At 43.7% G+C, this 26,881-nt stretch carries 17 protein-coding genes; 5 read left to right on the forward strand and 12 right to left on the reverse strand.

The annotated features are described in order from the left end of the window. Window positions 1-14: 14 nt before the first annotated feature. From RB622_RS13265 to RB622_RS13280, 4 genes are all read right to left on the reverse strand, one after another. A complete protein-coding gene (locus RB622_RS13265) occupies window positions 15-1,742 on the reverse strand; it encodes a RagB/SusD family nutrient uptake outer membrane protein (protein ID WP_308047043.1) in 1,728 nt (575 codons plus the stop codon). 24 nt (window positions 1,743-1,766) lie between these two features. Next, on the reverse strand, window positions 1,767-5,366 hold the full coding sequence (locus RB622_RS13270) for a TonB-dependent receptor (RefSeq protein WP_308047044.1): 3,600 nt from the start codon (window positions 5,364-5,366) through the stop codon (window positions 1,767-1,769). 190 nt (window positions 5,367-5,556) lie between these two features. Continuing rightward, window positions 5,557-6,573: a FecR domain-containing protein gene (locus RB622_RS13275; RefSeq protein WP_308047045.1), complete on the reverse strand. Its 1,017-nt coding sequence runs from the start codon at window positions 6,571-6,573 to the stop codon at window positions 5,557-5,559. 70 nt (window positions 6,574-6,643) lie between these two features. Further along, on the reverse strand, window positions 6,644-7,228 hold the full coding sequence (locus RB622_RS13280) for an RNA polymerase sigma-70 factor (protein ID WP_308047046.1): 585 nt from the start codon (window positions 7,226-7,228) through the stop codon (window positions 6,644-6,646). Between the two features lie 468 nt (window positions 7,229-7,696). Between RB622_RS13280 and RB622_RS13285 the strand changes: the two genes are divergently transcribed. Next, on the forward strand, window positions 7,697-8,107 hold the full coding sequence (locus RB622_RS13285) for a VOC family protein (RefSeq protein WP_308047047.1): 411 nt from the start codon (window positions 7,697-7,699) through the stop codon (window positions 8,105-8,107). Window positions 8,108-8,159: 52 nt separating this feature from the next. Further along, complete coding sequence (locus tag RB622_RS13290; protein ID WP_308047048.1) at window positions 8,160-8,735, forward strand: YdeI/OmpD-associated family protein; 576 nt, start codon at window positions 8,160-8,162, stop codon at window positions 8,733-8,735. On the opposite strand, the gene RB622_RS13295 is transcribed toward RB622_RS13290, so the two are convergent. From RB622_RS13295 to RB622_RS13305, 3 genes are all read right to left on the reverse strand, one after another. Beyond that, window positions 8,722-9,969, reverse strand: a complete 1,248-nt coding sequence (locus tag RB622_RS13295) for a sigma-70 family RNA polymerase sigma factor (RefSeq protein ID WP_308047049.1) — start codon at window positions 9,967-9,969, stop codon at window positions 8,722-8,724. The genes RB622_RS13290 and RB622_RS13295 overlap by 14 nt on opposite strands. 45 nt (window positions 9,970-10,014) lie before the next feature. Further along, window positions 10,015-10,368 carry a YciI family protein gene (locus tag RB622_RS13300; protein ID WP_308047050.1) on the reverse strand — a complete coding sequence of 118 codons (354 nt, stop codon included), beginning with the start codon at window positions 10,366-10,368 and terminating at the stop codon, window positions 10,015-10,017. A gap of 301 nt (window positions 10,369-10,669) precedes the next feature. Continuing rightward, window positions 10,670-11,776 carry an alkene reductase gene (locus tag RB622_RS13305; protein WP_308047051.1) on the reverse strand — a complete coding sequence of 369 codons (1,107 nt, stop codon included), beginning with the start codon at window positions 11,774-11,776 and terminating at the stop codon, window positions 10,670-10,672. Between the two features lie 253 nt (window positions 11,777-12,029). Between RB622_RS13305 and RB622_RS13310 the strand changes: the two genes are divergently transcribed. Together RB622_RS13310 and RB622_RS13315 are read left to right on the forward strand one after the other, a co-directional pair. Next, complete coding sequence (locus RB622_RS13310; RefSeq protein ID WP_308047052.1) at window positions 12,030-12,362, forward strand: hypothetical protein; 333 nt, start codon at window positions 12,030-12,032, stop codon at window positions 12,360-12,362. Between the two features lie 8 nt (window positions 12,363-12,370). Beyond that, window positions 12,371-12,826, forward strand: a complete 456-nt coding sequence (locus tag RB622_RS13315) for a GNAT family N-acetyltransferase (RefSeq protein WP_308047053.1) — start codon at window positions 12,371-12,373, stop codon at window positions 12,824-12,826. 112 nt (window positions 12,827-12,938) lie between these two features. Here RB622_RS13315 and RB622_RS13320 read toward each other — a convergent pair whose 3' ends face one another. Further along, on the reverse strand, window positions 12,939-14,162 hold the full coding sequence (locus tag RB622_RS13320; RefSeq protein WP_308047054.1) for a PepSY-associated TM helix domain-containing protein: 1,224 nt from the start codon (window positions 14,160-14,162) through the stop codon (window positions 12,939-12,941). 344 nt (window positions 14,163-14,506) lie between these two features. Between RB622_RS13320 and RB622_RS13325 the strand changes: the two genes are divergently transcribed. Further along, window positions 14,507-15,268: a thioredoxin family protein gene (locus RB622_RS13325; RefSeq protein ID WP_308047055.1), complete on the forward strand. Its 762-nt coding sequence runs from the start codon at window positions 14,507-14,509 to the stop codon at window positions 15,266-15,268. Between the two features lie 156 nt (window positions 15,269-15,424). On the opposite strand, the gene RB622_RS13330 is transcribed toward RB622_RS13325, so the two are convergent. From RB622_RS13330 to RB622_RS13345, 4 genes are all read right to left on the reverse strand, one after another. Beyond that, a complete protein-coding gene (locus tag RB622_RS13330) occupies window positions 15,425-17,389 on the reverse strand; it encodes a hypothetical protein (protein ID WP_308047056.1) in 1,965 nt (654 codons plus the stop codon). Between the two features lie 102 nt (window positions 17,390-17,491). Continuing rightward, window positions 17,492-19,045, reverse strand: coding sequence for a RagB/SusD family nutrient uptake outer membrane protein (locus RB622_RS13335; protein WP_308047057.1), 1,554 nt, complete (start codon window positions 19,043-19,045; stop codon window positions 17,492-17,494). Between the two features lie 21 nt (window positions 19,046-19,066). Further along, complete coding sequence (locus RB622_RS13340) at window positions 19,067-22,120, reverse strand: SusC/RagA family TonB-linked outer membrane protein (protein ID WP_308047058.1); 3,054 nt, start codon at window positions 22,118-22,120, stop codon at window positions 19,067-19,069. A gap of 611 nt (window positions 22,121-22,731) precedes the next feature. Continuing rightward, window positions 22,732-26,706 carry a two-component regulator propeller domain-containing protein gene (locus RB622_RS13345; RefSeq protein ID WP_308047059.1) on the reverse strand — a complete coding sequence of 1,325 codons (3,975 nt, stop codon included), beginning with the start codon at window positions 26,704-26,706 and terminating at the stop codon, window positions 22,732-22,734. Window positions 26,707-26,881: the final 175 nt, after the last annotated feature.

Below are 26,881 nucleotides of genomic sequence, written 5' to 3' on the forward strand. Positions count from 1 at the left end.
GCTGTCATTAAAACCTACCAGCCCGGATTCTGAACCAGTTTTGGATTCAATAAAAGCTCCTGGGTTGGAATGGGGTAAAGATAATCTCTGGCTTCATTAAACTTCTTATTGATATGGCCATTGATCACGATACTTCCGCCTTTATTACCGTTTTCCAGTAATATTTCACTACCCAGTTTCAATATCTGCGCTCCGGCAACGGTTGGTTTATCCCCCTCGTAAATTACCAGGTCAATTTTTCCGTTTTTATCCAGATCATAACTTCCGGGTCCGGGGAAATACATACCTTTGTACGTCTTTGTCAAAAGCTGCCCTTCCTTCCAACGGACAACATCATCCCAGCGGAAGAAATTTTCCATCACCAGTTCCACACGTCTCTCGCGGCGGATTTCCAGAATAACTCCAACATTATTTCCTGTAAGCTGCGTGTATTGCTGCGCCTGATAGGGATCCGGATTTTTGTTGGCATCAGCCAGGTTGATATTCGGCATACCTACCCTGTCTCGAATCAGTTTAACAGACTTATCGAGGTCACCTTGCGTTAAGGTTCCTCTCTCTGCTTTGGCTTCTGCATAATTCAAAAGTATCTCCGCATACCGGAAAACAGGCATGTCCGTAATGTCTTTGTTAAAAGTATCCCACTTAGGGGCAGAAACAAATTTAATCAGCTGATACCCGGTAACCGTAGCGCCAAACTCAGGAACCAGTTGGACAGTTTCTCCGATACGTGTATAACCCGGCGTTCTGATGGTCTGTACCAAACGCGGATCACGGTTTTGCACTTCGTCGTAAAATTGCATCGTTTCATAACCTTTTACATCCGTGAAACGTGATCCGTCGGCCATTAAATAACTGTTGACAAGCTTCTTTTCCAAACCCGGTTTTCCATAGGAAGCCGTCATGGTATAATAATTCAGGTTGTGGTAAACCTGCAATTCGTCGCTGAAATCACGCGCCAGAATTACTTCGTCGACAATGGCATTATCCGATGAAAAGAGCTTAAGATAAGCGGTGCCCGGTGTAGATTTATAAATTGAATAACCACTATTTTTCATCAGATCCTCAGATGCCGAAATCGCCGCGTCCAAAAATTTATCGGCATTGGCAAGCTTATACTCCGGGTGATATTTACGGAAAGTTCCTTCATAAAGTCCAATGCGTGATTTCAAAGCAAGGGCTGTCCATTTGGTGACGGCGCTTACCTGACGGGAAGCATCCAGATTCGCAATGGCATAGTCAATATCCGCCATCACCGAATCCATCACCATCGCCCGCGGATCACGTGCCTGGTTAAGCAAATCCTCATCCTTCACTTCAATCGTCTGCGAATACCATGGCACATCGCCGAAACGTTTGACCATTCCAAAGTAAAAATACGCACGGAAGAAACGGGCGAGTCCGTTGTACTTGGCAACTGCCTTTTTATCCGGACATTTCCCTGAATTAGCCAAAAAATAGTTGATATTCCGTAACGAACCCCAACTCCATCCCCCACCACTGGTAGGCACAATGCGTGTTCCCTGAAGCTCATCCCGAAGACTGTTTTTTACAACGTTATCCACGTCTTCATTGTAGACATCTTCGGCCGAAGGCAATGCGCCATAAAATGAATTGGTATAAAGCAGAAGGTCGTTTTCTGTATTAAAAAACGTTTCGGGGGAAATCGCATCCTGTGGTAACTGGTTAAGGTCACAGGCCCAAAGCCCCAAAGCAATGGCTATTGTAAATAATATCTTTTTCATGAGAATGACTGTTATAAACCGGATTTAAAAATTAAGGTTAAGGCCGAGGGAGAATGTTTTGGAAAGCGGATAAGACCTTCCATTTGTTACATCACCATCAAATTGTTCCGGATCAATATATTTAGACCTGAGTGGCGTATAAGTCAGCAAGTTTTCTCCGCTTAGGTAAATACGGGCCCGTGGAACACCTATTTTTCTGCTCAGTTTCTCTGGGAAGCTATAACCAATCACCACATTTTTCAGGCGCAGATAACCTACATTTTGTACATATTTATCATTGGGAGCATTCAAATCTCCGCCTCCGTTAAGTGCTGTATACCCCCGCAAAACCGGGAAATAAGCATCCTGATTTTCGGGCGTCCACACATCACTTACAAAATCCTTTGGAATAAATGAGTAATACGGACGAGAGTAAGGCCCCCAAAACTTATCCGCATTCGCGCCCGGATACCAGTTTTTACGAAGAATACCCTGTGTCAGCGTCGACAGATCGAAGCCGTTCCAGGACGCGCCCAGGTTAAGACCATAGCGGAAACGGGCCCGGTTATTTCCAATTATTTTCAAATCACCGTGATTAGCCAGTGTGTTAGCCCCCTGATCAATTTTCCCATTTCCGTCCACGTCAATAAATTTAATATCTCCGGCCTGCAATTTACTCCAGTCGCCTGGTGCGCTCAAACGCTGTTTGTTCACCAAAGCCTGGTCCACGGTATAGGCCTGCGCTTCTTCATTGGTTTTGAAATAACCATCCAAAGAATAACCCCACATATCGCCGATTGTCTGGCCTACATAATAACCTGAGAGTAGTTTATTTGGATTGTCATACTTCGTGATCTTCGATTTCGCGTCGGAAACTATGAACGATGCATTATAGCTAAACGCCTTACCTGCCAGCTTGAACTGATCCCGCCATGACAGCGACAATTCAAACCCTCTGGTTTCCAGATCCCCTGCATTCTGCCGAGGTACCGACGCTCCGTATACGGCCGGAAGCACTTGGCCAGGCACCAGCATGTCGGTTGTCTTTCTGATATAACCATCAAAAACAAGGTTCATACGGTTTTTCAAAAGGTCGATATCAAGACCAATATTTGCCGTTGTTGCCTTTTCCCAGGTTAGATTAGCAGAAATCGGGCTTGGACTGTCGACATAATTCAGCTTCTGTCCATTGCTAATCCAGCTCGATTGGGCCGTTGGCATGATCGAAATATAAGGGTAAAAGCTCGCCGAGCTATTGTTGGACGGAAGCTGATTGCCCAATGTTCCATAAGAAGCTCTGATTTTCAAGTTATTAACCACATCTTTCAAAGGATCAAAAAACTGCTCCTCACTGACTCTCCAACCTGCCGACCAGGAAGGGAAAAAGCCGTAACGTCGTCCACTGCCAAACCGGGAAGTACCGTCATAACGGCCATTTACTTCCAGCAGATATTTACCCTGAAAATCATAATTCACCCTGAAAAATGCCCCAAACAATTCATACTGATAAGAATCACCCGAAGATAACTGTTCCCCAGTTCCCAGGTTCAAGTCATTCAGGTTTTCAGAAAGGAGGTTCTTCCTAGCACCAAACAAACGCTGATGCTTTTTCGTCTCGTAGTTCATCCCCGCTGTACCGCCTATATAGTGCTTCCCAATCGTTTTATTATACGATGTATACACATTGACCACGTTGGTAGGATCGAACCAGAATGTTTTCCGTAGCTGATCCGTATTGAAATTGGGAACATTTGTTAAAATCCCTGGCTGAATGGAATACTGGGCAACCGCTGAACGGTACCAGTCATCCGCGATATAAAACGAATAAGAGTGGTTCGCTACCAGGTTCCAGCTTTTTGTAAAATCAATCGTTAACGAGTTAATGGTAGTCAGTTCGTGAACCTTTTTTTCACCTCCGGCAACCCCCTTCAACAGGTTAGCAAACAAACCATCACCGATCGAATAATTGTTTTTAAGCGTATTGTAAGTCGCTGTCCCGTCCGGATTTGTTGGTGCATAGATCGGCATCGCATGTACTGTCACACCTACAAAGTTGGCATTCGCTCCGCCTTCAAGCCCGGGATATTTGTATTTTGAATCAAAGTATTGCGTGTTGTTGCTCACTTTAAGCCAGGGTGTAAGCTGCGCATTTACTTTTGATCTTAAAGTGTAAGAGGTAAACTTGTCCTTATTAACTTTCATGATACCATTCTTTGCAAAAGCAGAACCTGAAAGGAAATAATTGATTTTTTCCGTTCCACCCGACAGATTCACATTGTGCTGCTGGGACGGTTCTCTCATATCGAACATAGCATCCCACCAGTTATAATTCCCATAATAGTTATAGATATCCTTCCCGTTTACGTTTTTCACAACCGTCCAGGGACGTGCAGGGTTTTCTGTTTTATCATAGCGGCGTGCTTCAAGTTCTTTGTAATCTTCCTCGGAATAACGCGTGTAGGTATTTCCCGTAGCTCTTTTAAAGGCTTCGTCATTCAGCATCGTATGTTCATACCCATTGGTCATAAAATCGGTACTGATGGTGGGTGTGGAAAAACCGAAGTTATTGGTATAAGAGATACTGGTTTTTCCGCTTTTCGCCGTTTTGGTTGTTACCAGAATCACCCCAAAAGCACCACGGGCTCCATAAATTGCCGAGGCCGCCGCATCTTTCAATACTGATACCGACTCCACGTCACCAGGATTGATCCGGTTGATATCCCCCGGAATCCCATCAATCAATACCAACGGCCCTCCACCATTGATGGAAGTTTCCCCACGGACATTGAGATCGCCACCTTGTCCCGGGCGGCCGGTTGAAAAAGTAACATTCAGGTTCGGAACCATCCCCTGAAGAATCTGAGACATATTATTCAACGGCCTGTTTTCCAGATCCTTCGCCTGAATTTGGCTTACAGCACCGGTAAGATTAACTTTTTTCTGCACCCCGTATCCCACCACAACCAGCTCATTCAACGATTTTGTATCCGGGCTTAACGTTACATCAACCACCGATCTGCTCCCCACGGTTACTTCCTGAGATATGTACCCTACAAAACTGAACACCAAAACTGTATGGGTTGTCGGGATTGACAGTTCAAAACCTCCGTTGTTGTCCGTGGTTGTTCCCTGGGAGCTTCCTTTCAAAATGACACTTACGCCGGGTAAGGTTTCATTGGCGTCAGAGGATTTAACGGTTCCTTTGATACGAATTTCCTGGTTTGCCACATAAACCTGCAATTTGTTTTCCAGTGACTGGATAACGCTTTCTTCCTTATTCGTACGCTCCCTGGCCAGAACAATTTGTTCATTAATCACCTTGTAATGAATCCCGCGCGGGGCAAGCAACTGGTCCAGAACCTTTGAAAGTTTCTGATCTTTCACGTTAATGGTAACCTGTTCTTTGAGCGAAACACGGCTGCTGTACACAAACTTGGTGTTGGCTTTTACCTGAATTTGTTCAAGTACCTCGTTAAGTTTGACATTCGTGAGCCGAAGCGTAATGTCTTTACTCAAAATTGACTGCGCGGAGATTTCCTTTGCATAGCTTATACTTGCAAGTAAAACGGCCAGTATCCATTGAAGCAATCCGATGCGCATTATTTTTTGCCAGTTAATAGGCTTGTTACGTACTGATTTTTGCATAATTTTGATTTGTCTGATGGTTTAAGCACTGTTTAGATACATTGGCCCTTTGTTTCGGTGGTACGATTCGGAAAGGGCTGGTAAGCTTACTCCGGGGGTGGTGGTACACTCCCGGTTTTTTGGCTTTTCAAGGCGGGATCAGGCGGCAGTTTTTCATAGAAATGGATTGAAATTTATAAATGCGTGGTAATTATTTGCAGGGCAGTGCATCAATTGTTATTGTCTTTCCCGACATCGTGTACGTTGCTTCCAGACTATTGCAAAGCATTTCCATGATGGCCGGCAAGGATTCTTTTTCAAAATCACCGGTCACCAGACAGGAAGCAATCTCCGGGTTAGACATGCTGATGCTGATGTCAAATCGTTTTTCAAGCTGATCAATCGCCTGGTTTAAAGGCGTTTCTTTAAATACAACCGTCGCAGGTTCATATATTTCCTTTTTGGCATGTACCGGAACCGCTGATAAGACCAGGCGGCGGGAGCCGGTCTCGAAAAAAGCCTCCTGCTTAGGCTGCAACACCACAAGCTGCGGTGTTTGCTCTTTACCCGGGGCTGAAACTTCTACCCTGCCCGTCACGACCGAAACCTGAAAGACTTTGTTTTTTACCGGTGCTTTTACATTGAAACTCGTACCCAAAACCCTGATAACAAGCTCTCCGCTTTGAATCGAAAAAGGTCTCGATTTATCTTTTGTAATATCAAAAAAACCTTCTCCGCTAAAAGTTACGATACGCTTGTTGCTGTCAAATTCTTTTGGATAGCTGATTGTCGCCTGCGAATGCATCCAGACGGTACTCTTGTCAGGAAGTCGGTGCATGACCACGCGGGGCTCAGTATTTACAAATCGAATGATATGATCAGAGCCCTTTTTCTCAATTTGTTTTGCAATCGAAACTTCCTGGGCTGTGTTATAATGGTACGTAAAATAAATTCCCATGACCAGTAAAACCGAAGCCGCAAGCCAGTTGATCCAGCCAAGCGGAAATTTCCTGACCACCGGCTCCTCTGCACCGGCCAGCTGACTTTGAATGTTTGCAAAAGTTTCATCCTGTAACTTTGTCTGCTGATCCTCCGGTAACGCATCCAGGTAATCCTGTTTTCCGCGGAGCGAGGCATACCAGGCCTCTACCAGCGCGCGCTCCTCATCGGTGCATTCGTGGTTAAGATATTTGTCAAGAAGTTGAGGGGAAATATTGGATGGCATCATGTCTTAGTGAATGTTACAATTCCTAAGTCGCGCGCCGGGGAGACAACCCTTAGTCGGTTGTGAAAAAAATTTAAAAAAGATTCATCAACAGCAATCCGTAAGCGAAATGTTCTTTAAGATATTCCTTCAAAACCCGCAGTGCTTTGGTGATATGCTGTTCGACGGTCTTCTCCGAAATATCGAGCTGGCAAGCTATCTCCCGGTTTGAATGTCCTTTTCTGCTCAGAATAAACACTTCCTTGCATTTTGGGGGAAGCAGATGCAAGCCTTCTTCATACCGCACCTGAAGGTCAGCAGTCAGTATTTGCTGATCGGTCAGGCTCGTCGAATCTTCACGCTGAATTTCCCAGCGGTCGTAATGATACTTGCGTGTGAACTCTTTCCGGTAGTACGAAATAATCAGATTTTTAACCGAAGAAAATAAATAGGACCGGCAGGAATTTACAGAACTTCGGTGGCGCTGCTGCCAGATACTGACAAAGAGCTCCTGCACAATTTCCTGTGCCACAAACTGATCATTTACTTTGCTGAAAGTGAAATTAAAGAGAAGCCGAAAATAACGATCATAGAGCGTAGTAAACGCCGATTCGTCGTTATTTTCTTGAATTAATTTCAGGAGATATTCATCGGAATAGGTAAAATTAGCTGGGTTCATAACCTGTATTCCTTAGTACTTGGATTTACTATACTTTTTCCGCAAAGTTCGGTCAATTATTCATTTGAACCGTTCATTTTAAGATTAAGTAATTTTTCTCTTTTTTTTACTTTCATAACAAAAATTTAATGTTGTACATTTTTTCAGACTCAGCGTAGTGCACTATAACTTAGCTATATCAATATTGATTCGCATTAAGCCTGACGGCCCATCTAAACACTTTCTGTTTCGCTCTTTGAATAAATGCACCAGCCAGCCGCCCTCACCAAAAAATAGTTAAAAGCAGCATAGCATTGATCATGGGGTTACAAATATTAAAATTCGTTTTACCTTGGTTCCGCATAAAATGACCTTGTAGTAATATTTTTAAAAAAATATAAAAAATCCCAACCCTACTGACATAGGGCTGTCACAATCCCCGTCTAATTTTGGATTATCAAAAATTTCTAAACTTAAAAGAAGCACAAAATGACAAGCTCGCCAACATTGAGAGGATTTGCAACCGTAAACTTTTATGCAGCGGATCATGCCGCCGCCAGAAAATGGTATACTGAGTTTTTAGGCATTGAACCCTATTTCGAACGTCCTGGATATGTAGAATTCCGGGTTGGAGACTACCAGCACGAACTTGGCATTATTGATGCAAAATATACACCCAAAGCTGCAACAGCCGGTCCCGGTGGATCCATCATGTACTGGCACGTAGATAACCTGAAAGCTGTTCTGGAAAAACTTATTTCTATGGGCGCCAGGGAATATGAACCCATTTTGGAACGCGGTGCAGGATTTATTACTGCCTCCGTGATCGATCCTTTCGGCAATGTACTTGGCATAATGCGCAATCCGCATTATCTCGAAATTCTGGAACAGAATAAGTAGAACCTCCTTTCAGATCACAAATCTTGTCCACGCTAAAACAAGAACTTTAATCATGGAAACAAAAGACGGCATCCCGGCTTTCCACGCTAAAACCAACGAAGAATGGCGTGCCTGGCTGAAAGAAAACGGTCAATCAGAAAAAGCAGTCCTCCTGATTATGTATCATAAGGATAGCAAAACGCTGAGTGTCCCCTATCATGAAGCCATTGAGGAAGCACTTTGCTATGGCTGGATCGATAGCAAAGCCAACAAACGCGATGATGAAAGCAGCTATCTTTGTTTTACACCAAGAAAACCGAAAAGCATCTGGAGCAAAATCAATAAAGACCGGGTGGAAAAAATGAGCAGTCAGGGTTTGATGACGCCCGCCGGACAGGCACTTATTGACCTCGCGAAAAAAACAGGAACCTGGGATGCCATGACAGACGCCGAAAATGCCGTGATCCCGGACGATCTTCAAAAATTATTTGATAAAAACGAGGCTGCATTAAAGCATTTTATCAAATTCGCTCCTTCGTCCAAAAGAATGATCCTGCAATGGATTTCGAGCGCCAAACGGCCTGAAACCCGTCAGGCAAGGGTGGAACAGACTGTGGAGCTCGCAGCGCAAAATATCAAGGTAAAGTGAGACCGGCGTCCAGCACGTCAATTCTCTTTTGGATAGACAACTTGTCTGTTTTTGTTTTGGCGATGGTAAGTGCCTGAGCAAAGTTGTGCCGGGCCTTCGTGTTGTCGATGCCCGTGTACAATGCTCCGAGCAAAGTAAAATAGAAATGATTTCCGGCCAGGTTTAGTTTTTCCGCTTCCGCAATGGCCTCTGCTTTTCCGTTTGCTTTCGATAAGGCATACGTTCTGTTCAGCGCGGCGATGGGCGTGTAATGGATTTGCAGCAGCTTGTTAAAGAGCTGCAAAATATTTTCCCACTTTTCGGGTGAGTCGGCTTTGATCGTATACCAGTAAGCAATGCCGGCTTCCAGATGATATTTGGAGATAACATTTCCCTGAGAAGCCTGTTTGAAATAATACATTCCTTTGGCGATTAATTCCTGATTCCAAAGTGTTTCATCCTGATCATCATACAAAATCATTTCCCCGTTTTCACCTGCTCTGGCTTCAAAACGTGAGGCGTGAAAACACATCAGCGCAAATAAAGCATTCACCGCAGGCCGATTGGTCTGCTCGTTTTCAATTAATAAATACGTCAGTCGCATGGCCTCCAGACAAAGATCATGGCGCAGCACTTTATCTTTACTTTCTGAATAATACCCTTCATTGAAAAGCAGATAGAGTGTCGTCAGCACTGTTTCCAGCCGATTGTTGATATCATTTTCTATCGGGAATTCGATGCGCACCTTTTCCTGCCGCAGTTTCTCTCTGGCCCTGAAAAGGCGCTTATTAATATTTTCTTTACTGGTCAGAAAAGCATCGGCAATTTCGTCGATGCCAAATCCGCAAAGAATACGAAGCGACAAACCAATCTGTGCTTCAACTGCAATGGATGGGTGACAAAGAGCAAACAACATCTGTAACTGGCTGTCAGTAATGTTTTTCTCTGACAAATCAATTTCCATTTCCTCAGATTCGGGATTGGAATCCATGATCTCTGACGTGATTTTATTGGCAAAAACCTCGTTTCTGGTCAACTGGTTTTTTGCCTTGTTTTTGGCGACGGCGTACAGCCAGGCCGTCGGATTTGGCGGCAATCCCTTATAACTCCATGTTTCAACAGCACATAAAAAAGTATCACTGGCGATGTCTTCGGCCATTTCGATATGTGCTATACCGAAGCGTTTACAAAGCACCGCCGTGATTTTCCTGAACTCTGTTCTGAATAAATGCGGAATTAATTCCTGCTGCTCCATAATTAAAAACCTGCCTCTGCTTAACCGGCAGAGGCATTAATTTTTTTAGTGAACGCCATCACCTTTGGCAATTCTCCGAACTTCCACCGTATTTCCTTCTCCTTGCAAAACGGGACTTCCTTTGGCAAATGCAACGGCTTCGTCAACGGAAACTGCTTTTACAGTGATATAACCGCCAAGGGTTTCCTTGATATCACCAAAAGGCCCGTTGGTCACAACGCCATTATACCCTACCACCCGGCTCTCGTCAAAATGAAGCCCGTTTCCTACAACAAATTTGTTTTGGGCGGCAATCCCCCCGATCCAATCCATCGTCTGTTTCATCCAAACCTGCATTTGTTCCGGTGACGCTATTTTACGACCATCTTCGTGCCTGAAAATCAACATGTACTCTTCCATTTTCTTTTTATTTAAAAGTTAATTAAATATTTGAATTACATGAACATATCAAGCGAGTTTTTCGAAATTGGACAGCACGTGGAATATTTTTTCAAAAAAATTTAAGCACAAAAAAACAGACCCGGAAATTAACCAGAGTCTGTTGAAGTGCAGGTTTACGCATGAACTCGGAATTCACGAAAGCTACTTTCTGCTATTCTGATCTTGATTAAGCGGATAATCAATACAGCTTTTTCGGCCCCACCATAATGATAATGCCGGAGAACCAACTTCTGAACCGATCTTTTTGGCTTTGCGCGTATTAATTTTGTGAAGCGATTGGATAGTCTGTATACCCTTTCCCGGTACCGCCAAAGAATTTGGTTTTATCCGGTTCGTTCAGCCGTAGATTATTAGCAAGCCTGTATGGCAAGTCAGGGTTTGCGATAAACGGACGACCAAAGGCAACGAGGTCCGTCCAGCCTTTTGCAAGCGCCTCATCAGCTCGCTCTTTTGTGTATTTACCCGCATAAATCAAAGTTCCTTTGAATGCTTCACGATAAGCCTCCTTGAATGCCACCGGCATAATGGGCGCATTGTCCCAGTCTGCTTCGGCAATATGGATGTACGCAATACCGATTTCATTCAGCATTTTGGCTGCGGCGATGTATGTTTCCTCGGGGTTATCATCCGTTGCGCCCATCAACGTGGTCAGCGGCGCCTGCCTTACACCCACTTTTTCAGGCCCTATCGCGTCGGCAACGGCTGTGGTCACTTCCCTTAAAAAACGCAGACGATTTTCAAGAGAACCGCCGTATGCATCACTTCGCAGGTTCGTTTGCGAATCAATGAATTGTTCAATTAAATAACCGTTGGCTCCGTGAAGTTCTACCCCGTCAAAGCCTGCTAAAATTGCATTTTTCGCAGCATGAACAAAATCAGCAATGATGCTTTTGATTTGCGAAACAGTAAGCTCCGTAGGCAGGGAATGCTGAACCATTTCGCCTGCACCCTCACCTGGGCCCTTACCCTCCAGGTCTAAAAAAACCTTAACCCCCTCAGCAAGTATTGCCGAAGCGGAAACGGGGGCTTTCCCATTTTCCTGTAAAGAGGTATGAGAGACACGCCCCACGTGCCAAAGCTGGGCAAACATCAGACCGTCTTTTTCATGAACAGCTTTTGTGACTTTTCCCCAGCCTTCTATTTGAGCCTTTGAAAAAATGCCTGGCGTCCAGGCATAACCCTGTCCCTGCCGACTTACCTGCGTACCTTCCGAAATAATTAACCCTGCTGATGCACGCTGGCTATAATATTCTGCCATAAGATCCGTGGCTACCTCGCCTGTATTCGCTCTCGAACGCGTCATGGGTGGCATGACGATTCTATTTTTAAGCGATAATTTTGCCAGTTGAAATGGTTGAAATAACATATGTTTGAAGTATTTAAAATCCGTTTTGTATTAAAACACGCTCATTCGCCCTCATTAGAATCTGATGGCGATACAAAATTCAGCAAAACATACCTATTAATAAAATAAGATAAATCATGAGTTGGTATCATAAATATGATAGATAATTCAGAACCTGAGGGATATGAAACCAGGGCCGTACAATTCTGCTTATCTTGGTTGTGACGGACGCATTACGGCGTTATTTTAGAAAAACAGAACAAACGACAAGGTAATGTGGGCAACAGAATCACTTTGGCTTGAGGTAGCAATTGTAAGTATCGTGTACGCTGCCGGCAATATTTTATTTGGACAATTCGAAGAACAAACGCCAAAGTTCTGGCGAATCGGGAAATACGTACTTACCCTGATAATCATATGCACACTTTCCACATATTTTGGCAGAATTACAGCCATGGCTTTATTGGTAGCCATGTTGTTTCCTATTTTATATATTCATGGCTATTATTTACCCAAGAAAAAAGGGATAAATGGCTGGACAGGCGAACCAAAGAAAAAATATTACGAATTTAGAGGTTGGGATACCGATATCTTTGGAAACAAATAACCACGCATATGATTCAATTAACAAGAACCGACTCAGACAATCAGGATTTCATTTTTCTTGTCAGACATCTTGATGCAGATCTGGCAAAAAGGGATGGAGAGGATCATTCATTTTATGCGCAGTTCAACAAAATCGATAAAATCAAACATGCCGTAGTAGCCTATGACAATGATCGGCCCGTCAGCTGCGGTGCTATCAAAGAATTTTCCGGGGACACGATGGAGATAAAACGCATGTACACGACGCCTGACGGCAGAGGAAAAGGAATTGCAACGAAAGTGCTGACGGAGCTGGAAAAATGGGCAGGAAAATTATCCTATCAAAAATGCGTGCTGGAAACGGGAAAGAGACAACCGGAGGCCATCAAACTTTATACAAAAAATGGATACAGCATCACGCCAAATTATGGGCAGTACGTCGGCATCGACAATAGTGTTTGCTTCGAAAAATTATTAAACGAATAATCCAGTCCCCAGCGCATGGCCGCATAGCTTACCGATAACGGTTATCTTGAAAAGAAAAATTAAGTCTATACAGCTTAAGAAAAGTTGACTGTAAAATAAAACATCACAACATTTAGGATTCCACGGCTGGCTTCACAAACGCTGTTTTTTTCACACGGGATATTCTTTTGACTGACGTTCTGCTCTCTTTTTTCTGGTTCTTTTTACGTCTCCCCCACCAGATCGCAAAACCGGTAACCGGCAAACTTGCACAGATCAGTCCTGCAAAAAACACAAGAATTTTACCTGGAAGACTGAGTATAGAACCCGTGTGCAGATCAAAATTCAGCTGGTACATTTTATCACCGTTATTCAATGCATCGAAAGAGGCAGATTTCAAAAGCTTGCCCGAATGGCGATCAAAATTATCCTGAATGCGGTCGTATTTGGTATTATTCGTCAGGTATGTGAAAATATTAACAGTTCCATCGTTCTTCGTTGGAAAAATAACAAGGTACGAATACGCCTGCGGATTTTTGTCGCGGGCCTGAATATATGCTCTGTCGGTACCAGACCCGGCCAACGTTGTGTCTGATAACATCGGCTTTGTTTTGGCAATATTCTCTCCGCCATTTGCCACAAACCGTACGGAATTTTCCATCCAGTCAAACACCCAGACGAGTCCGGTCAACGCGATGACAAGCAGTACCACAAAAGCATAAAAACCCAGCACGTTATGCAAATCGTAATTAATCCGTTGCAATTTTGCCCCCCATTTGATACGGAAACTTTTCTCCCGACCCGTTTTATTCCACTTTTTAGGAACCCAAAGGACAATACCTGAAATCAGCAGGACGACAAAAGTCAGCACAGAATAACCTACCACATAATGGCCGATCTTTTCCCCGAACAACATCCGCATGTGCAGGCTCAGCACAAGTTGAAAAAACTCATTTTCTGTGTTTTCGACCTTTACAACCTTTCCGTTATAGGGATTGACATAAACCCTGTAATAATATTTATAGTAATCCCAGTGCGAAAAACCTTCCTTATCGTTCTTTAACGCCCTGAATATGACCGTTCTGTCCGGTTGATTAAACACCTCAGCCCTGTTAACGGGTTTATCTCCCCCCAAAGCTTTTTCGGCAATCGTAACCAGCTCTCCCAAAGGCAGTTTTGGCGTTTTTTCAGGGGTGATGAATAACCGGTCTTTGTAAAAAACGGGTTTCAACTCGTCCACAAACGTGTACGTGGCCCCCGAGATGCCTATTACAAAAACCATCAGCCCGGATGCAATTCCGAGCCAGAGGTGAAGCGTCCCGACCATGCGGGTTCCCAGGATCTTTTTTAAGGTCATTAAAATTTGAAAGTTACACCCGTCATAAAACCCGACTTACTTTCTCCGACATCCGGTTTAAAATTTAAATTCATAGCATCCGGGTCCATCACTTTGCCGATATTTTATTTAGATCAATTCTAATCGATACAAATTTGATTGATAATACGTGGAATACAAAATTTAAGATGTGATAATTTTAATTTTATAATTTAGCCCTTGACACCCTGACAGCTTTTACCACGATGCACCTCAATGAATTACAATAATAAAAATGTCTCAAACACCCCCTTTATCCGACTCTTTCACACAGCTATTTTCTTAGATTTAAGATAGAATTTTGTAAAAAACCAAACCTTTAAACGATGGAAAAGCAAAATAAAGTAGTTGATGATAGCTCCGGCAAAATACAACACAAAATTGTGACGCGGGAGGAATGGATCGATGCACGAAAACAACTGCTGATAAAAGAAAAGGAGCTAACCCGACTGAATGACGATCTCGCGCGCAAAAGGCGCGAGCTTCCCTGGGTAAAAGTGGAAAAATCTTATATTTTCGAAAGTCCGGAAGGCAAAGAAACCCTGGCGGATCTTTTTGCAGGACGAAGTCAGCTGATCATCTACCACTTTATGTTTGCCCCCGGCTGGGCAGAAGGCTGTCCCGGATGTTCGTTTATGGCCGACCATATTGACGGTGCGAACCTGCACCTGGCGCATCATGACGTTTCCGTCGTTGTTGTTTCCAGAGCACCGCTTACTGAGATTCTTCCGTTTAAAAAACGGATGGAATGGGATTTTAAATGGGTTTCTTCGTTCGGGGGCGATTTCAATTATGACCACAACGTCTCTTTTACCGACGAACAAATTGCAAAAGGAGAAGTTTATTACAATTATGAAAAACAGAAAACCGGCGGTGAATCACCAGGCACCAGTGTATTTTTAAAGGATTCAGAAGGCGAGATTTTTCATACCTACTCGTCTTATTCACGTGGCGGCGATATCCTGCTTGGGGCTCACAACTTCTTCGACCTTACCCCAAAAGGCCGAAATGAGCGTGAAACGATGGACTGGCTGCGTCACCACGACAAGTACGATAACTTCATCAACCCTTCCGGTTGCTGTCATTAATAGCTGGATTTAGACAATTCTCTGTTTTTAATAAGAGGAGAAAACCGCTGCATTTTCTCCTCTTTGTTTTCGTTCGGGTAGTAATATCGGCTTCTGAACAAAGTCAATCCCAAACTTGAATTTAGTTTATGCAGTATTCCTGCATCGGGCCATACACTACATTTTACTTTTAATATCCGCTATCTGACGTTTCAATTTCAATGCCTTCAGATCACCTGCTTTAAGCTTCAGCGATGCATTTACATATTTTTCAGCGACTTCAATATTGGCAAATTCGAGATAAGCGGCTGCAATTTCAACGGATGTGTCCGCGTTAGCCGTGTCCTTTTTTAGGTTTGCTTTTAATACATTGATCTTATCTACAAAGGAAACTAACTCATTCAGACTAAAAGTCGTATTGTTGTGCTCAGCGGCGTATCTCAGGTATGCTACGGCCTCTTCTGACCGGTCCTGTTTGAGCATGGTGATGAAAATATCCCGTGCCGTCTCAAATGTATTTTCCAGTGTAAATGCTCTTTTCAGATCAAAAATGGCTCCTTCGTTAGCACCGAGCTGCATTTTTATTTTCCCCGACTGGATTAAAAAAGCCGGATCGTACGGATGTTCCAGCGCAAGCGCTTCACAAACTTTCACAGCCGGTTCAAGTTTGTTTTCCTTTTGATAATATTCCAAAAGTGATAACATGGCATCACCCCAGGTTATTTTTTTCATCACCAGCCTTCCTGCCAGCGCGGCTTCATAACTCACCCCAAACTTGTCTTTTTCAGGTATCACTTCATTGAATGGCCAGCCTTCTTTCAGCAGTAATATTTCATAAGCACCTTTCAAAGAATCGACAGCCGTTATCGGCATTTGGCTCCGAAGCTGCGTGAAGGACATTTCATGTGGGTTATCCGCTTTGGAATTCAATTTCATCACCCGCGAGAAGGAGCGGTAAAAAGCATCAGACAAAAGGGCGTAACCGAATAAGTTTGGATGCACGTGTTCCAGCAAAGTTGTTTTGCCGACAATCCCGCCCGGACTGTTCTTTTCGTATAATGACTTTGTATCCACCAAATGACTGCCGGGATACTTCCTGGTAAGCTTCAAGATAGTCTCATTAATCGCTTCGGGAGCGCGGAATCTAAGTAAATCGAGCTCCTTCGCTTTTATAAACAAGGATTTCGCCTTAGCGGTATCTCCCCGTTCATAAGCGAGAGTCGCTTGCTGATACTGGTTTTTCGCTGAGTCGGTGCTATTTTCTTCACTGATAAAGGGTTTCAGGTCTTTTTCATTGCTAACCAGATTGCTGACAAAAACAGGGATATTTTGCTTGGTTAGCAAGGCTAGCAACTCGTCCATATTGGTCTCAAACTGGCTGATGCCCTGTTTGTAAATTTCCGAATCATAAGGAATTCTCTGTCCCTCCGCCATGCGTTTCATCAAGCCTTCCCGCTGCCCCTTTTTGTTTCCTGCAAACAATCTTTTCAGACCATACCAGCTTCGGCTAAACAACTGCACCAGTCGAAATTCACGTAATTTCAATAAGGTATTAATCAAAAAACGATTCCCGTGAATCGCGTTCGTTGAACCGACACCCATGGCGCCATAATATTCGTTATGCCCGGTGTAAATCATCACCGCATCCGGCTCGTACTTTATCACTTCCTTCCCGAATCCCAAAACTGTGTAAGAATTTACGGCAGTCAGCGAAACGTTGATAATTTCAAAATTCAGGTTGGGATAACTATGCTGCAACCGATATTGCAGCCAGCGATGAAAGGAACCATTGTAAAAATAGGGATATCCAACCGTTGTGGATTCGCCCAGTACAAAAAACCGGTAAGTACCCGCCCCTTTCTTCTTACTGAATTCTTCATAATTACCGGTCGTGGCATTTTCAGGATCACCAAAATACTTTTCAGACGCATGCGGATTCATGACGAGAAACCCGGGACGCTCGGCACTTTCCACGAATAATCCTAAATCACGTCCGTAACCAAAAAGGCGCAACCCACCCTCAAATAGACCTAAAATAAAAAAGGGGATGAGAAGCGCTATAATCCCAAAAATGACTCGGCGATTCTTTGTCCGCGGCAGTGCCCCAGCCCGTTTGGATCCTGAATTGTCCTGCTTTTTCATAGTATTCGTTCTGTACAAAAAATCCTGATTCCCATATATTGGGAATCAGGAACCATGCTTTTAATCAAACCAATCGGCTTACTACCTGATTGATTTCACCCATTAATATCCAAAGTTTTGTTTCAGATTCGGGTTGGTCGATGTCGCTTTCTGGGGAATCGGATACACGACGAAATTATCGGCTGATCTGGAAGGTTTGTTGTCCATCGGATTCAGGAATGTCCCGAACCGAACCTGATCATTACGTCTCCATCCTTCCCAATACAGCTCCCGGCCACGTTCTTTCAGCATTTCCGGAAGATCAATCGTTGTTAACGCACTCGCTCCGCGGTTTGCCCGGATTGAGTTCACCAACGCAACGGCTGTCTGCCCCTCGGGATCTGTTCCGCCTCTTAAAATCGCTTCGGCTTTCATCAGGATTACGTCAGCATAGCGCAAAGGAATGTAGTCATTGGCACACTGATCGATGTTTGCCGGATCCAGCGGGAATTTAACAACCCGGATTCCGTTGGCCTCTCCTGCGTACAATAAATTTACATCTCTTGTGAAAGATAATGGTTTTCCTACACGGTCTGTTAAAGCTGCACCTGTTTTATCAAACTGAGGTCCGATCAGGAAGCCGACTTTCATACCGGTTTTATCTGTAAAGCCCGGCATATCACCTCCTATACGCTCATCCGCCTTATCAAAATAATCATAAAAAGAAGACAGGGTTGTACCGCCATTCCAGCCACCGATGTACTGTTTGTAATGCGTTCCAAAAAACACACGGCTTCTCAAAGATGCTGGCTGATTGCCAATGGTATTATCCACCCCAAAAATAGATTCCTTCGAATCGGTCGTATTATTCCAATAGAACATCTTGAAATACTCTCCCTTGGGCTGGATCGAATATTTCTTCGAATTGATGACCTCATTTGAATATTGGATCACTTTGTCCATATCTCCCTTGGCAAATGTATACGGTCCGGCGGGTGATTCCGGCGCCTGATCATACACGGCTTTGTTAAGATACACTTTTGCAAGCAGGGCCTGCGCAGCCTCTTTCGTTGCTTTACTGAATGAACCGGAAGCAAGGTTTGCAATGGCAAATTCCAGATCCTTGATGATAAATTCAGTCGCTTCTTTACGCTTCATCACAATCGGATCTTTGTCCGGTGAATCGGCCACATCCCGGAAAGGCACCTGACCGAAAAGGTCAACGATGTTGAACATGTAAAAAGCTCTCAAAAACTTACCCTCTCCTTCCAACTGCTTATTGGTTCCTGCCAATGAGATAACCTGATTGGCGCGGTACGAACCTCGGTTCAATTCATCCCATGAGCTAACCACAGACGTATTTCTCGGCGTCCATTGATGCTGGTGAATCTGCCGCCATCTCCCGAAATCGCCCCAGTCAGCACCGCGGGTAGGCATTTGCAATTCATCCGAAGAACATTCCTGCAAACTGAAAACCACATCAAAGCTGCTCAATATGCTCAGTTGGTTGTAGGTTCCATTCAGCAGCTCCTGCGCGGTTCCGCTTATTTTTCCGGGCTCCGATTCGTCAATGTATTTTGAACCCAGGATATCTTCTTCCAAATCTGTACAGCTGATAATGCCTGACATCGACATGGTGCCTGCCAGCAATAAGCCGAGCAATTTTATATTTTTCATAATTATTTCTATTTCAGGTAATTAAAAACCAACATTAACTCCAAAAGTGAATGTACGCGGGTTAGGATACGAGATATAATCGATCCCGATGGAAGGCACCCCGTTCATTTCCTTGTTCGTATTTACCTCAGGATCCAGGCCTGAATAGTTGGTAAACAAGGCAAGATTTTGTCCCGAAACCGATAGTCTCAACGACTTGATCTTGCTCTCAGGCTTCATCTGGAAAGTGTATCCAAGCGAGAAATTGGAGATACGGACAAAATTTCCTTTTTCAAGATATTGGTTCGTAACGGCTGGCGGGTTATCGGTAGCTTCGTTGCTGTTGTAAACTTTGTAGGTCACATTACCACCACCAGCAAGTGTCGCTTTGGTAAATAGTGCGTTGGCCGTGTTGTTGTAGATATAGTTTCCGGTCTGCCCATTTACAAAAAGACTTGCGTTCCAGTTGCCCAAAGTAAAGTTGTTGGTAAGCCCGAAATTGAATTTCGGAATCGCGCTACCCACCACCGAAGGAAGTCCTTCATTCAGGAAAATAGTGTGTCCATCCTTGTCAAATCCGGCAGAAGTCTGCATGTAAAATGAGCCGAGCGGATAGCCGTTTGCAATGGTTTGCGCATAGGCACCCGTAAGTCCTTTGCCGCTGATCGCACCCGTTTCGATGAATGCATCTCCAAAATCTTCCACTTTATTTTTCAGGAAAGACATGTTGTAAAGCACTTCCCAGGTAAATTTATTTTGCTGAACAGCCTGCAATCCCAAACTTACCTCAACACCCGTGTTTCTCACAATTCCGGGAAGGTTCACCCATCTTTGGGTTACAGCAGCAGGTTGTGCATAGTTTGCCAAAAACAACAGATCTTTGGTTTGTTTGTTGAAATAATCAACCGTACCGCTCAATTTTCCGTCTAAAAACGCGAAGTCAATCCCTGCGCCGTATTGTGTGGTCGTTTCCCAGGTGATATCGGGACTCGCCGCGTTGATCGTCTCGGTTCCGTTTGTATTTCTTCTGTTCACCGCTTTGGTAATACCTCCGCCAAATTCCTGGTTACCCGTAATACCCCAGTTCAAACGCAGGCTTAGGTCGCTGAATACATTCTTTGGAATAAATGCCTCATTCATCAGCTTCCATTTTGCAGCAAGGGCAGGGAAATATCCATATTTATTGCCGTCACCTAGCTTCGAAGAGCCATCCACACGTAAGGTTCCTGTGAAAAAGTACTTATCACTGATGCTGTAATTGGCACGTCCAAAAAATGACTGCAATTCACTGCGGCTACTATCTCCGAGCGCTGCTCCTTTAAAAGCTACGTCAGAAAAAGCACCCCATTCTTTTTGAAATGGCACCGTCGTTTTCTGTCCCCAGGCTGCATTCGCGTAACCGTAGTTATTGTATTTCTGGTAAGAATAACCCGCCAAAGCTTCCAGAATACCCCGGCCCAATTTGTTGGTGTAGTTAACGGTATGTTCGATCAGCAATGAATTCTGGTCAATATTCTGAATCACCCCGCGGCCGTTGGTACTGACACGTGGAATCGAAACGCCTCTAAGATTACTTCCATTATCAAATCCCTGCAATCTTGCATCAAACCAGGTCGTACGTTCACTGCTCAGGTTATCCATCCCGATGGTGTATTTGTAAGAAAGCGCCTTGGTAATTTTCCAGGTTGCGCTCAGGTTTCCTAACCAGCGGTAAATTTTGTCTGAGTCATCAATATGCGCCAAAAGATCGGCGGCGTTACGGTAGCTGTTTCCTCCCGGATGGTAAAATGTTCCATCCGGATTTTTTACAGGATAAGTCGGGTTCGACTGGATGGATGCCCCAATAAGACTTGGTTCGGCTCCGGCATTATCACTGATCGGCGCGTAGGTATTGCGAATATCAGCACCCGTTAAAGCCAGATCAATCACGACCTTATCTTTGAACAAATCCTGAGACATATTCAGTCTTCCGGAAAGGCGTTTCAAACCTGAATTTTTGATGATCCCTTTTTGATCTGCATAACCCATTGTGAAGCGGTATCTTGTATTGTCCGTCGCTCCGCCATAACCCAGATCATAATTCTGACTTACCGCTGTACGATAAATCTGATCCTGCCAGTCGGTGTCAGCACCCTGATCCACACCACCTGTGATATCGCCACCGGCAGCCTTGATTCCTTTCAGGAAGTCGGCGGCGTTAAGCATATCATAACGTTTTGCAGTTGAAGAAACACTGGTATTGGCTGAGAAATTAAATCCCTGCCCTTTTCTTCCTTTTTTTGTCGTGATCAAAATCACACCATTCGCTCCTCTTGATCCATAAATAGCTGCCGAAGACGCATCTTTCAAGACGCTGAAATTCTCAATATCATTAGGATTCAAAAACGCCAATGGGTTACGCGCTGCCGAAGCACCGGCTCCCGCATCCAGTCCACCCGACGTACCACCACCACCGATAGGCACACCGTCAATCACGAAAAGTGGATTATTTCCGCTTCGGATAGAACCGGCTCCGCGAATACGAATGCTGATTCCCGCGCCCGGCTCCCCACTCGCTTGTGTCATTTGCACACCCGCTACCCGGCCCTGCAGCAACTGCTCCGGAGAGGCAATTACGCCCTTGTTAAAATCCTTCGGACTTAACGAAGCTACGGCGCCGGTAGCATCTTTTACTTTTTGGGTACCATAACCTACCACGACAACCTCCTGTAACGATTTGATATCTTCCGTCAGCGTCACATTGATGGTCGTTGCGTTACCCACGAGTACATCTTTGGTTTCAAAACCGATTGAACTGAAAGTCAAAGTAGCTGCGGCAGGTGCCGCAAACTGATATTTTCCATCCACATCAGTATTGGTTCCTCTTGTCGTTCCCTTGATGGTGATCGCAACACCTGGAACTCCGTCACCTTTCGAATCCGTCACCTTACCCGTAACATTTACGTCCTGGGCAAAAACAGAAGCAGCAGAAAAAAGCAAAATAAACAGCACATTGTAAAGACGAAATTGCGATTTACCAGCGGACATTTGTCCGTTCAGTTTCACATTTCCTACCAGACAGCCAGACTGCCGGTGCAAAAAATAGAATACATTCATAATGAGATAATTTAGTTAGTGGAGCGTCGAAAATGACTACTTGCCAACAGGTTAGTTAAGAATCAGGTTAATCGGAACCAACTTCAGTTTCGGGGCTGATAAACCCAAAAAAACGAGAACAGCTGCCCAGTGAAATGGAGCAGATTTTTCCGGCAGCACAGGTGCTCTCAAAAAATAGTTTTTCATCATTTAACCATTGTTTTATTGTGAATTGAGATGATTTAAGTACAATCACTGGCACTTTATTGCTAAAATATTGCACTTATTTACAACGGAACGAAGGTCAGATTTTACCGTTAAATCAAATATTCAACCTGTATCATTTTAGTATCAAAATGTCTCAATGTGATTATTTTGCACTAAACGGTGATAATATATAGCATTATCAAAAAGCAAGTTCAACTGAAAACCCGTGAAGAAATCGGGCGGCAGGAACGAAAAATTGAAGCTAAAAGAAAAGATGCAAAGGAGCTCCTTGTTATACGAAAGGTCTTGAAACAAGAAATTTTCAGGCAATAGGCAGTGGCTGCGCCTCACCCTGAAAAGCAGGATGAGGCACAACGATGTAAGGAAATTTGTGAATTCAGAAAATCAGATCTGAATAAGATTCCTTACAAGTTATTGACATAATTCGATGGGCTCACGCCAAATTGTTTTTGAAAATCGCGTGAAAAATTGGACGACATGCTGTACCCCACCATATCGGCGATTTCATTAATCCTATAATTTTTTTCCGCCAGCAATTCAGCGGCTTTTTTGAGTCTGGATAAATTGATCAGCTCGTTGGGCGTCATATCGGAAATCCCCTTGATTTTCCGGTAAAGCGTTGGCCGGCTCATATGCATCATCGTGGAAAGCAAGTCTACATCCAGGTTACTTTCTGAAATATGCGCGCTGATGATCTCGTTAAGCTGTTCAAGAAAGTCCTTGTCCGCCTTTGAAAACGCGATTCCTTTAATATGTGTAAGGGGCGTGCGGGCGAAGTATTCTTTGATAATGTTACGGTTGTGAAGCAGATTGTTTATTTGGGCAGATAAATGATCCAGTGAAAACGGTTTTTTAATATAGGCATCCGCACCTACTTCCAGCCCCTCAATTTCGGAGCTCATCGAGTTTTTCGCAGTAAGCAGAATAATCGGAACATGACTAAACCGGACGTCGTTTTTCATGGTTTTGCAGAGTGTGATCCCGTCCATGATCGGCATCATGATGTCGCTGATCACAAGCTGAACATTCTCCTCCTGCAAAATCCCGACCGCCTGCTGTCCGTCTCCGGCCTTGATTACGTTATACGCCGAACTAAGCTCACGATAAAGATAACCAAGGATATCCGCATTGTCCTCGACGATCATAATAAGCGGCTTGGCCGGGTCAAATTCAACTTTCCCCTCAGCAGCACTAAACAAATTACTGTCGGTATCGTATTTTTCCTCGCTATCCAGATCCATTTCATAATCCTGGTGGATGGGTAAAGAAAGCAGGAAAGTATTCATGCCGGCCACGGCAGGTTTCAGTTCCAGTTTGCCCTTATGCAGCTCGGTCAGCGAACGCGCAAGCGGCAAACCGATGCCCGTTCCCGTCTCCCGGGAGTCGGTATTGATGCGAAAAAACGGCTCGAATATTTTTTCCTTGTATTCACCCTCCACAAGCGCCCCGTCGTTACTGAACTCAATGTAAAACAGGAAATCGTCACTATTAAAGGGCAAAAGCTTAATCTTAACGGACTGGTCCGCATATTTAATGGCATTACTGATCAAATTGCTGATGATCTTTTTCAAGGCCTCATTGTCCACGTACGCATGCAGCGTAATCCGCGGCTGTTCCATTTTATAGTGAAGCTGTTTCTGTTCCGCGGCCGGTTTAAACGTTGAAAACACATCGTTCAACATTTCATTGATATCCGTTTTGGTAAAATTCAGACTAAAATTATTGGCCTCCGCTTTACGGAAGTCGAGCAGCTGATTCGTCAGATCAATCAAGCGGTTGGTATTTTTGTTTATCATGTTCAGGCTTTCAATAGATTCCGGATCGCTTTTTATTCTGGTCAGCAATTTATCCAAAGGCATTTTTATTAACGTAAGCGGCGTCCTGATTTCGTGTGCAACATTGGTAAAAAAATCAATCTTCGCATTATAAATCTCCCGCTCCTTCCCTATTTCTATCGTTTCAATTTGTCGTTTGTTCTTTTCGTTCAGCGCCAGATAATAATATCTAAAAATCACGACAATGATGCCTGCAATCAACAAAATATAAATGATATAGGCCCAGGTTGTTTCCCAGATGGACGGCAAAATTTCAATCCGCAGCCTGGTTTCCGTTTCATTCCAAACCTGATCATTGTTCGAACCTTTGATCTTGAAGGTATAATTTCCCGGTGGAAGTTTTGAGAAATATATTTTTCTGTTGTTGTTTAAATAAGTCCACTCTTTGTCCAGCCCTTCCATCTGATAGCTGTAATTATTCATTTCAGGAATAATATAACTCAGCGCAGCCACATCAAAACTCAAATTCGAATTGTAATAAGGCAGAGTAATCTGATCGGTATAAATGACATGTTTCTTCAGAGGAGATCCTTCCGACCTAATATCCAGCTCTTTATTATTAACCTGCAAACCGGTGATATAAACCGGAGGAACAAATTTATTTTTCACAAAACCGGAAGGCCGGAAACTTATCATACCCGACACGGTACCGAAAAACAAGGTTCCATCATCGTTTTTGAAAGACGAATTATAGTTAAACTGTTCCGTTGGAAGCCCGTTTTCTTTGTGATAATTTGTAAATTTTCCCGCTTTCGGATCCAGCCTGGCAAGCCCTCTCGAGGTGGACACCCAGAGATTTCCGCCATTATCTTCCAGTACTCTGAACACCTGATTATCGGGCAAGCCATTCTCCATCCGGTAATTTGTAAATTTCCCCGTCGATGGCCTATACCGCGACAAACCATGTTCGGTACTTAACCAGATATCTTTATCCTTGCTTTGATACAAGCTGTTGATGTAATTTTCCAGCAGGCCATCCGGCTTACCAACCGAATACAGAATCCGGCCCTTTTTATTCGTTTTTTTATTGTAATAATAAACACCGCCACCATAACTGGCTACCCACAACGTCCCTTCATCGTCCTCATGAATATTCTGAATCTGCGAATCAAAAAAAGTCATTCGTGAGAAATCATCTGTTTTACGGTTGTATTGATACAGTCCTTCCCAGGTCCCAACGAGGATCTCCCCACTTTTTGTCCTGTACATCGTAACAATAAAATTGCTCCTGAAAGATTTCGCATCATTTCTCGCATCGTAATGCCGGATCACCTTATTGGTTTTCAAATCCATCACATCCAGCCCGTGCTCATAAGTCCCGATCCAGAGTTTGTCCCCGTCGGCAACCATGCCATGGATGTTTTTGTAATAAATACTTCCTTTTTTTCCATCGGCCAGAAACGATTTGAACGTCCCTGTCGCTAAATCAAGTTGATTGAGCCCCGCATCTTCCGTTCCGATCCATAACTTATTATACTGGTCTTTGCAGATTTCATGGATCACATTGCCACTGATGCTGTTTTTGGCGGGTTGCGGAAAATATTTCTTAAAATTGTCGAATTGTGAAGAATAATAATTGACCCCGCCAAACTGCGTGCCAATCCAGACTCCACCTTCTTTGTCCTGGTAAATGGCGTTAACAATGTTGTCAGAAATGGAATAAGCGTTATAATTCTGCCGGAAAACATGGTTCTTCTTCCCTGATTTCATGTCCAGGATATACAACCCCGACTCAGACCCCATCCAGATCTGGTTGTTGCTGTTTTTGAAAATCGTATGAATATGCGTGTCTTTACTCTGATTTGACTCATTTAACAAATCACTGATTTGCCGGGTGTGGTAATTAAACAGCAGCACCCTTTTCATTGTACCGATAATCAGCGTTGAATCTCCAAAAGTTTGCAGGGTCATTTTGGAATAAACATCTCTTTTCTTATCCAAATACGGCATATCGTACACCGTAAAATCACCTGTTTTAGGATCATACAATCGGATCAGGCCATTTTTCGTTGCGGTCCATACCCCGCCTTTGTCAGAAATATGCACTGATATCGTTTCGTCATTTTTTAAGGGGAAGGATTTTAAGCTGCCGGTTTTAATGTTGTGTTTGTAAAGCACAAAGTCCGCAATGATCCAGATATTGCCATTTTTATCCCCTTTAAGAAAACGCACTTCCCCGCCAGAAATAGCTTTAAAGGATGAAAAACGGTCAGTGACAGGATTATAGATACAAATTCCTTTATTCGTCCCAACCCATAATTTTTCGGTGGCATCTTCGTGCAGCGAAAAGATCGTATTCGAGCCAATACTTGATGCGTCACCGGGCTCGCTTCTGAATATCTTAAAAGAATTACCATCAAATCTGTTAAGTCCGTTACGTGTCCCAAACCATATAAAACCTTTCTTGTCCTGAACAATGTCCGTTACGGTGTTGCCTGAAAGTCCATTGGAAACCTGGTAATTCCTGAAATAATACGGAAAGTTCTGTGCCAGACAGGGCCTGACCACGAGGGAAAGTAAAAAAAACAGTACTAAATTCTTCAAGGTATATGCCGTAAAACCAGGGTGTCAACCGTATTAATCGCAATTGATCATATAAATATATCCCAGTTTTATCATTGCTAAGTTATAAATAATAAAAATGATACATTTTGATACTAAATTGATAAAGATTGAATAATGCCTGCTGTTTCAGTTTTCAAATGGCTCTATTGAGAAC

The sequence above is a fragment of the Dyadobacter sp. LHD-138 genome, from assembly GCF_030929615.1.
In the GTDB taxonomy this organism is placed as follows: Bacteria; Bacteroidota; Bacteroidia; order Cytophagales; family Spirosomataceae; genus Dyadobacter.

What these genes read in the sequence shown, in the direction of transcription:
- RB622_RS13265 (WP_308047043.1), bottom strand. Translation starts at nt 1,742, where the DNA reads ATGAAAAAGATATTATTTACAATAGCCATTGCTTTGGGGCTTTGGGCC.
- RB622_RS13270 (WP_308047044.1), bottom strand. Translation starts at nt 5,366, where the DNA reads ATGCAAAAATCAGTACGTAACAAGCCTATTAACTGGCAAAAAATAATG.
- RB622_RS13275 (WP_308047045.1), bottom strand. Translation starts at nt 6,573, where the DNA reads ATGATGCCATCCAATATTTCCCCTCAACTTCTTGACAAATATCTTAAC.
- RB622_RS13280 (WP_308047046.1), bottom strand. Translation starts at nt 7,228, where the DNA reads ATGAACCCAGCTAATTTTACCTATTCCGATGAATATCTCCTGAAATTA.
- RB622_RS13285 (WP_308047047.1), top strand. Translation starts at nt 7,697, where the DNA reads ATGACAAGCTCGCCAACATTGAGAGGATTTGCAACCGTAAACTTTTAT.
- RB622_RS13290 (WP_308047048.1), top strand. Translation starts at nt 8,160, where the DNA reads ATGGAAACAAAAGACGGCATCCCGGCTTTCCACGCTAAAACCAACGAA.
- RB622_RS13295 (WP_308047049.1), bottom strand. Translation starts at nt 9,969, where the DNA reads ATGGAGCAGCAGGAATTAATTCCGCATTTATTCAGAACAGAGTTCAGG.
- RB622_RS13300 (WP_308047050.1), bottom strand. Translation starts at nt 10,368, where the DNA reads ATGGAAGAGTACATGTTGATTTTCAGGCACGAAGATGGTCGTAAAATA.
- RB622_RS13305 (WP_308047051.1), bottom strand. Translation starts at nt 11,776, where the DNA reads ATGTTATTTCAACCATTTCAACTGGCAAAATTATCGCTTAAAAATAGA.
- RB622_RS13310 (WP_308047052.1), top strand. Translation starts at nt 12,030, where the DNA reads ATGTGGGCAACAGAATCACTTTGGCTTGAGGTAGCAATTGTAAGTATC.
- RB622_RS13315 (WP_308047053.1), top strand. Translation starts at nt 12,371, where the DNA reads ATGATTCAATTAACAAGAACCGACTCAGACAATCAGGATTTCATTTTT.
- RB622_RS13320 (WP_308047054.1), bottom strand. Translation starts at nt 14,162, where the DNA reads ATGACCTTAAAAAAGATCCTGGGAACCCGCATGGTCGGGACGCTTCAC.
- RB622_RS13325 (WP_308047055.1), top strand. Translation starts at nt 14,507, where the DNA reads ATGGAAAAGCAAAATAAAGTAGTTGATGATAGCTCCGGCAAAATACAA.
- RB622_RS13330 (WP_308047056.1), bottom strand. Translation starts at nt 17,389, where the DNA reads ATGAAAAAGCAGGACAATTCAGGATCCAAACGGGCTGGGGCACTGCCG.
- RB622_RS13335 (WP_308047057.1), bottom strand. Translation starts at nt 19,045, where the DNA reads ATGAAAAATATAAAATTGCTCGGCTTATTGCTGGCAGGCACCATGTCG.
- RB622_RS13340 (WP_308047058.1), bottom strand. Translation starts at nt 22,120, where the DNA reads ATGAATGTATTCTATTTTTTGCACCGGCAGTCTGGCTGTCTGGTAGGA.